Annotated in this window: 13 protein-coding genes and 1 pseudogene; 4 read left to right on the top strand and 10 right to left on the bottom strand. The window is 37.2% G+C overall.

The features are described from left to right. Positions 1–300 precede the first annotated feature (300 nt). The 6 genes from ABXG98_RS03600 to ABXG98_RS03575 form a co-directional block, all read right to left on the bottom strand. A complete protein-coding gene (locus ABXG98_RS03600; RefSeq protein ID WP_353537311.1) occupies positions 301–702 on the bottom strand; it encodes a hypothetical protein in 402 nt (133 codons plus the stop codon). A 131-nt stretch (positions 703–833) separates the two neighbouring features. Next, positions 834–1,133 (bottom strand): type II toxin-antitoxin system RelE/ParE family toxin, encoded by a 300-nt coding sequence (locus ABXG98_RS03595; protein WP_353537310.1) that lies wholly within the window; start codon positions 1,131–1,133, stop codon positions 834–836. Continuing rightward, positions 1,121–1,378 carry a type II toxin-antitoxin system Phd/YefM family antitoxin gene (locus tag ABXG98_RS03590; protein ID WP_353537309.1) on the bottom strand — a complete coding sequence of 86 codons (258 nt, stop codon included), beginning with the start codon at positions 1,376–1,378 and terminating at the stop codon, positions 1,121–1,123. The genes ABXG98_RS03595 and ABXG98_RS03590 overlap by 13 nt, the downstream gene beginning before the upstream one ends. Before the next feature lie 821 nt (positions 1,379–2,199). Beyond that, the gene (locus ABXG98_RS03585) at positions 2,200–2,457 is read right to left on the bottom strand and encodes a type II toxin-antitoxin system RelE family toxin (protein WP_076420536.1); all 258 of its coding nucleotides are present in this window, start codon (positions 2,455–2,457) and stop codon (positions 2,200–2,202) included. Beyond that, positions 2,429–2,608, bottom strand: coding sequence for a hypothetical protein (locus ABXG98_RS03580; RefSeq protein WP_353537308.1), 180 nt, complete (start codon positions 2,606–2,608; stop codon positions 2,429–2,431). The genes ABXG98_RS03585 and ABXG98_RS03580 overlap by 29 nt, the downstream gene beginning before the upstream one ends. Then, a complete protein-coding gene (locus ABXG98_RS03575; protein ID WP_353537307.1) occupies positions 2,608–2,877 on the bottom strand; it encodes a hypothetical protein in 270 nt (89 codons plus the stop codon). The genes ABXG98_RS03580 and ABXG98_RS03575 overlap by 1 nt, the downstream gene beginning before the upstream one ends. Positions 2,878–3,569: 692 nt before the next feature. Here ABXG98_RS03575 and ABXG98_RS03570 point away from each other — a divergent pair. The 4 genes and pseudogenes from ABXG98_RS03570 to ABXG98_RS03555 form a co-directional block, all read left to right on the top strand. Further along, positions 3,570–3,970, top strand: a pseudogene (locus tag ABXG98_RS03570) (transposase); the annotation flags it as partial. Between the two features lie 251 nt (positions 3,971–4,221). Then, positions 4,222–4,476, top strand: coding sequence for a DUF4172 domain-containing protein (locus ABXG98_RS03565; protein ID WP_353537306.1), 255 nt, complete (start codon positions 4,222–4,224; stop codon positions 4,474–4,476). Between the two features lie 255 nt (positions 4,477–4,731). Continuing rightward, positions 4,732–4,980 (top strand): Lrp/AsnC ligand binding domain-containing protein, encoded by a 249-nt coding sequence (locus ABXG98_RS03560; RefSeq protein WP_353537305.1) that lies wholly within the window; start codon positions 4,732–4,734, stop codon positions 4,978–4,980. A 198-nt stretch (positions 4,981–5,178) separates the two neighbouring features. Next, positions 5,179–5,832, top strand: a complete 654-nt coding sequence (locus ABXG98_RS03555) for a TetR/AcrR family transcriptional regulator (RefSeq protein WP_353537304.1) — start codon at positions 5,179–5,181, stop codon at positions 5,830–5,832. Positions 5,833–5,967: 135 nt separating this feature from the next. On the opposite strand, the gene ABXG98_RS03550 is transcribed toward ABXG98_RS03555, so the two are convergent. The 4 genes from ABXG98_RS03550 to ABXG98_RS03535 form a co-directional block, all read right to left on the bottom strand. Next, the gene (locus tag ABXG98_RS03550) at positions 5,968–7,149 is read right to left on the bottom strand and encodes an FAD-binding oxidoreductase (protein ID WP_353537303.1); all 1,182 of its coding nucleotides are present in this window, start codon (positions 7,147–7,149) and stop codon (positions 5,968–5,970) included. After that, complete coding sequence (locus tag ABXG98_RS03545) at positions 7,149–8,759, bottom strand: phytoene desaturase family protein (RefSeq protein ID WP_353537302.1); 1,611 nt, start codon at positions 8,757–8,759, stop codon at positions 7,149–7,151. Before ABXG98_RS03545 ends, ABXG98_RS03550 begins: the two co-directional genes overlap by 1 nt. 360 nt (positions 8,760–9,119) lie before the next feature. Beyond that, entirely contained in the window at positions 9,120–9,464 is a 345-nt protein-coding gene (locus ABXG98_RS03540) for a type II toxin-antitoxin system death-on-curing family toxin (protein ID WP_353537456.1), read from the bottom strand. Positions 9,465–9,505: 41 nt separating this feature from the next. Then, positions 9,506–10,090, bottom strand: a complete 585-nt coding sequence (locus ABXG98_RS03535; RefSeq protein WP_353537301.1) for a virulence RhuM family protein — start codon at positions 10,088–10,090, stop codon at positions 9,506–9,508. Positions 10,091–10,132: the final 42 nt, after the last annotated feature.

Genomic DNA, 10,132 nt, shown 5'->3' with positions numbered 1-10,132 from the left:
CAAGGACGTGCCTAAGCAAACACAATTGTTGCGCCCAAAACATTCACTGAGTGAGGATTTTATTTATAAGCGAAATATAGATGACAAAAAAGAGTTACGTGACGGTATTGTTTAACTAAACTGAGTGATAGTAGACAGACTCGACTTGAAAAAAACGACAAAAAAAACACCACAAAGAGACAACCCACCTCAGTTTTATTTATTTACTTATAAAGAGTACACATCAACAACGGGCTTGTTTAACAACAGGATTAAGTTGCGGCAAGCGCAACCTATCCTTTATTTATTATGTAGCTATACTCAATCTATTTTGTGAAGTTCTTTTAAGAACTGTGTTCGGCTATTAGACTCGAATCTTGCATGCTCGCGATGGTTTAACGGGCGCTTTTTATCATCAAATGCGGGGGCAATATATCCCCACGTAGAGTTTCTAGCAAAGTAGATAACGTAATTTACATTGCTATCTTCCCATTTATTATCAACTAAATGATCTTCACCTGATGCTTCTACTGTTTTAATTTGAATACGATAATAGTTGGGGCCGTCAGATATAAGGATATCTGTTTGATGCCCATTATCTAATATTGGCGTGAAAACCTGCCATCCATCATACATGAGCCAACTAATAACCATACTTTCAAAACTCATGTTCTTCAAAGTTTGGTGAGTATGTGGTTTAGTCTGGGTTAATCTTCTTGGCATAACATCCTCTTCATGCTCAAAATTCGAGAGCTACATAGCCTCACTAAGAGGCAAATGATAGTTGGTTAAAATAAGCGACGTAGGAGCAAAAACCAACTGTTTTTGTCCTTTTGAGCGACTTATAGCCGTATTTAGCTCTGTAGCAGAAACTTACGAAGTTCTCGCTCTTGTCGCATTACGTGCAAAATGTAAACTTTATCGTTATCTATTTTATAAAAGATGCGACAAGGGTTAACAATAACTTCACGGTAATTTAAGTTAATTAACTCCTGCGGTCTTTTGCCTGACTCTGGATGATCTTCTAATCTAGATATTTTATCAAATACTTTTTTAGTCAGAACCTTAGCCGCAGAAATATTGCTTAAAGCAATATATTCAGCTATCTCGTTTAGGTCATCAAGAGCTGGTGATACCCATATTATTTCAGCCATTTGCTCATTTTCTCTTTTGCTTCCTGATTTGAGAATATTTGACCATTTTTAATGGCTTGCTCACCTCGTGCAACCCCTTCAAGAATTGCCATTCGTTGTTGCATAAATTCATAGTCTTCAACATCAACTAGATAAGCGGATGGTTGACCATGCTCAGTTATTAATACTGGTTCTTTAGATATGTGGAGATCAGCAAGAATTTTAGTAGCTTGGCGCTTAAGTGTCGTAACAAGTTCAACTCTCATGATGAGTCCTATTTAGAATTCAAATAATGTATCACAATAGTATCACATAAACTCGAGGCTACAACTATACGGCTAACGAATGATATGGACTCCCCTGACCAAACGGCATCTATGTGCCAAATTGAAAGGTGTTAAAACATTCAATAAAAGGAGAGTCCATATGTATCCAATTAAAGCAGTTGGCATCGATTTAGCCAAATTAAATTTAGTATTCACGGTGTTGATGAACATAGCAAGTGCAAATTAAGTAAAACATCTATACGAAATTGTTATCAACTGCCTGTTGTCAGATTATTGCTCTTCTGACAAAGAGAACACCAATTAGGTACCAAGGTTAGCATTCATTCTGTTACAAGCAATCAACTCATCGATGTAGGTTAGAATTTATTCTGACAAGGAACATTAAACGCCCTCTTAACTTTTACTTAGAATAATTAAGGGTGGCTTATTTATTTTAAGCGTACATGACCCTATACCTGATGCGACGAGCGCAGCGCGTGATTATTGGTTACCCGATTTAGAACAAGGACGTGCCTAAGCAAATGGAATTGTTGCGCCCAGCATATTCACTGAGTGAGGATTTTATTTATAAACGAAAAATAAGTGAAAAAAAAGAGTTACGTGACAATATTGCTCAACTAAACTGAGTGATAGTAGGCAAACTCGCCTTTAAAAAAACGACAAAAAAACACCGCAAGGTACAACCCTCCGCAATTTTATTTATTTACTTATAAAGAGTACACATCAACAACGGGCTTGTTCAACAACAGGATTAAGTTGCGGCAAGCGCAACCTATCCTTTATTTATTATGCTTGATCTATTATTTATATATAGCCTTTCTGTGACCAACTTTTACCACTAATATGATCATTTCAGAGTCGTGTATCTCATAAATTATACGGTAATCAGCTACCCTTACCCTATACTCATTAAGCCTGCCTTTTAGTTTTTTAACACCAATAGGCATAGGGTTTAAAGCTAACTCTTTAACAGCTTTTATTATTTTTTGCTGATAAGGCGGAGATACTTTTTTTAATTCTTTTTGTGCTTTATTTGCTATCTTTACTGTGAATGCCATTTGAAATTCCTTCTTTAAGTAAAAATTCGTCAAAATCCATGACGTTTTCATTATTAGTTATTTGTACTTTTGCATTAACAGCATCAGTAACATCCTGAATTTCTTCATTATTATTTACATAATCAGTATCGTGTTCATAATTAATAGGCATTATAAATCCTCATCCTTTAAGAAATCATCAAGAGTTTGAGCAGAATCCAACTCATTTTTACTATCAAAGTTATTTAAAAACTCTAAGTCTTCCTTATCTTCATCTTCTTCTACTTTTTTTAGAAAATAAGAATATGCTTCCGGAGTAATAACAACTCCTTTTAGTTCTCCTTTTTCACTTAAGATACCTATATCTTCATACATAGGATTTTCTTCTGTTATTAATTTCACGACTTCATTAGGAAGTACATTCAATTGTATTTTTCTCATAGACAACTCCATAGTTAGAGAATTTATATTAAAGCATAACGCTTTAGTATTTATGCAGCACGTAGTTTGTGTTGCATAATCGCTTGTTGAACTGAGGCGCTACCTGCTCGGTTTTTCAAAGTTGGTGTTGTTTATGCTATGGGAATTTGCTTTTATAGATTTAAACTATATCAAGCCAATTTAATGACGAGTTTGTTGCTTTTAAGTCATCCCTGCATTGCTCAGCGTTTATTATGCACACATTACACCTAATTTTTTACCATTAAGCAATCATATTTTTTAGGCACACAATCTTCTTTAGCCTGAACAATTAAGCAGGTAAATCGTTTGATTTTTAGCAGCAAGCTAGGCTGCTAACTCGTTCGTGCTATGTTATTTTTATCTACGTCTACTAAATTTATCACTCCTTTAAACCTTAGTATGCCCGTTTTACATAATTGACAAGGCCAGTGAACTAGCAATGGCTCTTTTTTTACAGGAGGCTTTACCGTTTTACACGTATGTGACTCTTGGGTTTTTATCAGAACTTTTATCAGGCCACCCACAATAACTTTTGCAACTTCCCCAACATAAACAATCAAGTATGAATAAACTTTTATCAGGCAACTTTTATCAGGCCACCCACAATAACTTTTGCAACTTTTCCAGCATAAACTACACTTAATCTACCTCAATCAAGTATGGACGCTATGATGCCTAAACCCCGCTCACAACAAATTAGTTTACTCGAAACCCCGTATTACCATATTTGCAGCCGCACCGTGCGCAAAGCCTTCTTGTGCGGTGTAGATAACACAACCGGCATCAGCTTTGAACACCGACGTAGTGGATTGAAAAACGCCTGTTTCAACTCTCACAAGTCTTTGCTATTGATATTTGTGCCCATGCTATTATGCATAATCACCTGCATTTGGTGCTACATGTGGATAGTGAGCAAATAAAACGTTGGTCAGTAATGGATGTGCTTCAACACTGGCATCGCTTATTTAAAGGCACTCTCCTCACACGGCAATACCAAAGTAACCAGCCCCTTGATAAATATCAGCTAGGGATGGTTGAAGCAACCGCCCAAACATACAAGCAACATTGCTTGGTTTTGGCAAATGGAACAATCAAAAGATAATGATAGCTGGATTTTTTAACTTTATAGAGACTGGCATCACGGATGCTGAGCTTAAGTATTGAAAAATAAGAAAGTAATTCATTAACAATACAGAAATTACTAGCAATGCCGTTTAAAGTTTACCGCAAGTATAAAAATGATGAGAATAGAAGGAATATTCTCATCAAAATCACGGGTATTTTGATGAGAATATACGAATAATTAGAATAAAGGTGACTAATATGAGCTTAAAATATAACTGGCAACATCCTAATTGGCCAAAATTCACATTTCAATCTGATGGACTTAATAAGATCATAGATGAATACACTAAAATTTCTTCTAATCTTCAAGGGCAAGTTTCTCAGCTTGATCAAAACAATAAATCTGAAGCTTATATCTACTTAATGGTTGAAGAAGCAATTAGCACCAGTGAAATTGAGGGTGAAAGTTTAAATCGTGAAGAAGTACGATCTTCAGTTAATACCAGTCTATAACTAATTGTTCTTCAGCTACAGCTACGCGTGACTTAAAAGATCTTGTTCAAAAAGATATATTAATCCCCTCTCAATCTGGTGGTCGTAGTTTGCGTTACCATATAAATCTTATTGAAGAAAAACCTGTATTCAATGTATTTCCAAAAGGTAATGATAAAAAATTGATAGAAATTAGCATTAGGAAATTATCTGATGATATTCGGCGAAATATTAATTTTCATCAGTGTCCAAATAAGCAGCTAAATAAGCTTTGAAATGGAGCGTGACAAAGCAGACATTTATCAAGTATTTAGACAATCGATTTTGAAAGCACCAGAGGTGACACAGTGCTACCAAATTTCAGGAAGCTACGATTTTATGTTGGTTGTCAAAGTAAAAGACATTCAAGGTTTTGAACACTTTGTAGAGCGTGTTTTACATACTGATTTAAATATCCGTAAGTTTCACAGTTCAGTGTCTTTACGAACAGTAAAATTTAGTACCGAAATTGAGTTAGAAGAATAGAAAAACAGGGCCTGTAGAAAAGCACCAAATATAGGGTAGAGTTATTAGTGTATTCAAGCCTAAATCAAACTAACCATATACTTAAAAGGTAATAATATAATTCAATTGCAGTACAAAGCTAACTGGGATGATTTATTAAGTTTAAATCTTTATACTATCTACAAAACGTTAGCATAAATTTTCTGGTTATTTGTAGCAATGAATGAAAAACAATATCACCATGGTGACCTAAAGGCGTCATTGGTCGCAGCCGCAAATATTATTCTCGTTAGAGATGGTGCTGACGGGTTATCACTAAGAAAAATAGCAGCTGAAGTAGGTGTTTCGCACATGGCGCCTTATGCTCATTTTAAAAATAAAAATGAACTAGTTAAAAGCCTTATAGAGTCAGGCTTTGAACAGATGACAAGTGCAATGCTCAACTGCCAAAAAGCGCTATCTCCATTAACCCCTGATCTAGCGAGCGATTTGCTTCTCGCTTACGGTGTGAGCTATTTAGAGTTTGCTTTAGCAAATCCCCAGTTATATAGACTTATGCTTGGACAAGCTAAGCTCTTTCAACCCAGCAGTAAAAGTGAAATACAGGACGATCCAAATTTAGCAACACAAACCAATTTGGAAAAAGAGCATATAAAACGCATCAATCGTCCTTTCTTATTATTGCGCGATGCCTTTGCCATGCAAGTTGATGACGTACTTATTGCTAAAACACAGGCATTAGGTGCTTGGGCAATAGTTCATGGGCTCGCAGCCCTGCTTACTGAAGGAAGAATTCAAGTTCCCCAAGGCATGAGTATTAAACAGTTTTTGGCTACCGCCAGTTCAATGAGCTTTAATTCAACTTCTTCCTAAGCACAAAATCATCTCGATTTTTTGATTTAAATAAAATTAAACCATGATGCAGTTAAACCATAATGACATAAGTCATCATGGTTTGATTGAATTGAATCGACAAGTAAGGTTTTTCAGAAACTAAGCACTGTAATCTTATAACAATATTTCTATATCACTCGTTGGAAAAGCAACACAAGAATGACACCAACCATAAGCTTCATCGGTTGAACGCAATTTCGCTTCTGCTGGATTAAATACACTACCACTTAAAATTTTAACCCTACACAAGCTGCATTCTCCAGAGCGACAGGCATTTTCAGCGCTATAACCATTACGTTCCATGCTGTTTAGTAGTGGTTCATCAACTCTGGCTTTAAAGCTTCCTTGCCCTTTTACCTTAACTTCAATAACATCAGAAGCTTTGACTTGCTCAGGCCACCCCGGAATATTTTGCGGATTTTTAGGTGGTCCATTACATTCTATACGAACTCGGCGTGCCTTCACATTAAGCTTACTGAGTAACTCCCCACAGTGGTCGTGAAACCCTGTGGTGCCACACACATAATACATTTTACTTTGCAGTTGTTGACGGTCTTCTCCAAGTAACGCCTTTAAATCGGCAAAAGTTAAACGGCCAGTTCTACCTGAATAGCTCTCATTGGGACGCGTTACTATCCAGGTTATTTTCAAGAAGTCGTGTGTTTGTTCAAGTTGCATTAACTCGTCTTTAAAAATAACATCATCTTCATAACTACTCGTGTAAATTAAATGCATTCGTTGAAGGTTTTGCTTATGCAACAAAGTATTTTTCACCATATTAAGAATCATACTTCTAGCTGGTGCAATACCAGAGCCACCTGCAATAAAAACTAAATCGTTACCATGATACAATGGATTATAATAAAAGGTTCCCATTGGTCCCGTGCTTTGCAGCTTGTCGTCGACTTTTACATCATCTAGCAAGAAATTTGAAACAAACCCGCCCTCAACACGCTTAATGGTTAGATCATAAAAATCACGGGATTGAGGAGCAGAAGAAATAGCGTATGGGCGCGCAGTACATACACCATTAATGGTAACGAACAAGTTAATGTATTGACCAGCTTGAAAAGGAGGAAGCTGTCCTTCTTGCGCTTTAAGTCGCAGTGTTTTAGTGGTTAACGTATTCTCAATTACGTCACTGACCATCAATTGCAAACGCTTTGGATGTAAACTCGCAATAGTGTTGGCGACCTCGCCTTTTTGTTCAGAAAAGTCAGTGCCTGATTTGAACAGCTCTTGTTGCTGCTTTTTGGCTTCTTGATAGCCTGTCACCGCATGTAATATATTCTTCATTATTTTAGCCTCGCTTGAATGAATTTTAGTTGCATGACAAGCATGATATTTTTCCAGGTAAACTGACTAGTAGCCTTAGGTTTAGCTACTTTAATAGACTCTCTAAATTGCTTGAGCACGTATTTCCCGGTATTTTGTCCAACCATATAGGTAGGTTGAAAACCGCCCATACCATTCCAACAACCAGCAAGGTGTAAGCCTTTAATATCAGTAATGCGGTCACGAAACATGCTTGCATCTTGAGTATTTTGTCTGAACCCATAAATTGAACCATCGGGTGTATTTAAATAGCGCATCATAGTAAGAGGCGTTGCCACTTCAATCTCTTCAATGTGCTCTTTTATCCCTGGATACACTCGCTCTGCATGATCAATAAGCGTTTGCGCTAATGCATATTTTGTTTCTGCGTACTCTTCTGCTTTAACATGCTTCCAAGGCTCACCATATTGTAAGCACAATAGTGAAATAGCTGACTTACCTTCAGGCGCAAAACTTGGGTCATCATAGTTATAACAAGTAAACATTGTGTGTTTTGGCGCGATGATTTTTTGCATATTGTCGTGAGCAACTTCTTCACTTAGGTCATCAACAATAAAGGTAGAAGCAGCCGAAACGCCTAAAGTTTGCGGTGGGCAATCTAGACCAATGTACAGTACAAATGCCGAAGTACCTATGCGGCGAGATTTAAAATCACTCACCGCCTGATTAGGCGTTGGAATATCAAGCAGCTCATTATACGTGTGCATAGGGCTAGTATTTGAAACAACCTGAGAACAACGGAAGGTTTCACCAGCTTCTGTTGTTACGCCAGTCACTACTCCATTATCAGTGTGAATGGCCGTTGCAGAACAATTAAACTTAACTTCACCTCCAGCCGCTAAAAATGACTCAAGTAACCCACTTGAAATAGCTTGAGACCCCCCTTTAATATGGCAGGGTTTAAACGCTGAATATGCGTAAAGCATAATAGCTAAATCTTGAAATGGAAATTCTTTTGGGGGTACTCCTAAGTAACACCAATACGCAGCAACAATAGCTTTAAGTTCTTTACTTACTAAAAACTCATCTAAAACCTCTTTAGCAGAACGTAAGCCATACTTCACATATAGTGGACACTTGGCCCGCAACAGCGACTCATCTTTGCTCTTACTAATTTTAGGCATTAATATAAAGCATTCAAGCGCAAGCCCTTCGCAAAGATTCAAAAATTTCTTAATCCCTGGTTTTTCGGCAGGAAACGCATTACAAAGAGTTTTCGCTAACCCTTTCCAGTTTGCAGGTAGTGTGATATCAATTTCCTCTTGAGTATCACTTTTTGGCCTGACAAAGCGATAGATATCTTGCTCTTCCACAACTTGAAGCTTATCCATAATCCCCAGTTCGGCAAACACTTTACGCATTATAAACGGGTTTTTATCGGTTCCCATGCCACTGAGTTGATGAAGCGCAACTTCAAATTCAAAATTCCCTCGTACAAACGAAGTTGCACATCCGCCTGGAATATTATGTCGCTCAAGCAGTAACGTTTTAATCCCACCACGTTGCATCGTTGTGGCAGCGGTCAAGCCTGCATTACCTGCTCCAATTACCACTGCATCATAATCTGTCATTGTAATTTCATCCTCGCCCTAAATTGAAAGACTTTCATCAATATAACTTTACACTGTAAACTTTATACTGCAAAGATAAAGTAAATTAAGCTTAATTGTCAAGAGAAAGGGCTATTATTCAGGTAAGATATTCGAGTGACACCGGCAAAGTCGCTTTAAATTGCTTCATAAAGAAAATTACTTACTTCAACAATTTAAAGCTTAGTTTTGGTTATTTGTCATGCTCTCATTAAGTATAAATCTAGGCTTAACGCTATTAGTGCTCTGTTTGGTATATTGCTAAGCGTATCTTGTTTAGCCTACCTTTAGATTTATCAGACACCGTCTCATAAGTTTCACTAACAGCTTTTACTCTAAAGCCTACAGGGAAGAACAATGTTTTTGTGAGTTGGGATATCTAGGCATTTTAACCTCCTCAATATAATGAGGAGGTGAGCCAGTATAGTTTATTACTGGCTGGTATTGTTCATTCATTAATCGTTCGTTACGATTTAGAAAATCTACAAATAAGAACGCGGCGGTGCGTTTATTTCCGTCACTAAAAGGGTGGTTCTTTACCATAAAATACAGTAAATGCGCAGCTTTACTTTCAATATTGGGGTAAGCTGATTCGCCAAATACGGTTTGGTCAAGCGCGCCCCAAATGGCAGCCAAGCCGTCTTCACGTTCTTGGGCAAATAAAGGGGTTGCTTCAGCTTTGTTAATTAACGTGTGTTTAAGCTGTGCAATAGCTGCTTTTGCATCTTTTAGTGGTGTAAGTTTGCCCCCTGCTCACCTTCAGGGTTGGTTAATAGGCCTTCATCGTACTGTTGTAACCATAAAAATGTTTGGGTGTAATTGGCAATAATGTCAACTAAGCCCGCGCCAAATTCACGGTTTTGAGGGAGTGATGCGGCGCGTTTTACTAAATGGAGTGCTTTTTCAAGTTCGTTAGCGTTTTCGGTTAAACGTTGTTTATTTAAAGTATAACCTTGTAATAAATGTTGTTTAAGGGTTTTAGTTGCCCATTGGCGAAAGCGCGTAGCTTGTGTTGAGTTTACTCGATAACCTACAGATATAATAGCATCTAAGTTGTAATGCTTTAACTTACGTTTTACTTGTCTTTTTCCTTCTTGACGAACTACCGAGAAATCCTCGGTAGTTAAATGTTTATCAAGTTCCTTGGTTTTGTAAATATTTTTTAAATGCAAACTTATATTGTCGGTACTCGTATTAAAGAGTTGAGACAATTGATTTTGCGACAACCAAAAGCTTTCATTTTGATAATGAGTCGTAAGCTGCAAACTACCATCTTCACTTTGGTATATTGCTAATGGCTTGTTGGTCCCCATGCTCCTTCGTCACAACGATAAATGTAGGTACTTCCAGCGAAG

The organism is Colwellia sp. KU-HH00111 (assembly GCF_040362745.1).
Classification (GTDB): Bacteria; Pseudomonadota; Gammaproteobacteria; order Enterobacterales; family Alteromonadaceae; genus Colwellia.
This window is presented reverse-complemented; position numbering and strand designations above follow the sequence as displayed.

What these genes read in the sequence shown, in the direction of transcription:
- ABXG98_RS03590 (WP_353537309.1), bottom strand. Translation starts at nt 1,378, where the DNA reads ATGAGAGTTGAACTTGTTACGACACTTAAGCGCCAAGCTACTAAAATT.
- ABXG98_RS03575 (WP_353537307.1), bottom strand. Translation starts at nt 2,877, where the DNA reads ATGAGAAAAATACAATTGAATGTACTTCCTAATGAAGTCGTGAAATTA.
- ABXG98_RS03545 (WP_353537302.1), bottom strand. Translation starts at nt 8,759, where the DNA reads ATGACAGATTATGATGCAGTGGTAATTGGAGCAGGTAATGCAGGCTTG.
- ABXG98_RS03550 (WP_353537303.1), bottom strand. Translation starts at nt 7,149, where the DNA reads ATGAAGAATATATTACATGCGGTGACAGGCTATCAAGAAGCCAAAAAG.
- ABXG98_RS03560 (WP_353537305.1), top strand. Translation starts at nt 4,732, where the DNA reads ATGGAGCGTGACAAAGCAGACATTTATCAAGTATTTAGACAATCGATT.
- ABXG98_RS03595 (WP_353537310.1), bottom strand. Translation starts at nt 1,133, where the DNA reads ATGGCTGAAATAATATGGGTATCACCAGCTCTTGATGACCTAAACGAG.
- ABXG98_RS03600 (WP_353537311.1), bottom strand. Translation starts at nt 702, where the DNA reads ATGCCAAGAAGATTAACCCAGACTAAACCACATACTCACCAAACTTTG.
- ABXG98_RS03580 (WP_353537308.1), bottom strand. Translation starts at nt 2,608, where the DNA reads ATGCCTATTAATTATGAACACGATACTGATTATGTAAATAATAATGAA.
- ABXG98_RS03555 (WP_353537304.1), top strand. Translation starts at nt 5,179, where the DNA reads ATGAATGAAAAACAATATCACCATGGTGACCTAAAGGCGTCATTGGTC.
- ABXG98_RS03565 (WP_353537306.1), top strand. Translation starts at nt 4,222, where the DNA reads ATGAGCTTAAAATATAACTGGCAACATCCTAATTGGCCAAAATTCACA.
- ABXG98_RS03585 (WP_076420536.1), bottom strand. Translation starts at nt 2,457, where the DNA reads ATGGCATTCACAGTAAAGATAGCAAATAAAGCACAAAAAGAATTAAAA.
- ABXG98_RS03535 (WP_353537301.1), bottom strand. Translation starts at nt 10,090, where the DNA reads ATGGGGACCAACAAGCCATTAGCAATATACCAAAGTGAAGATGGTAGT.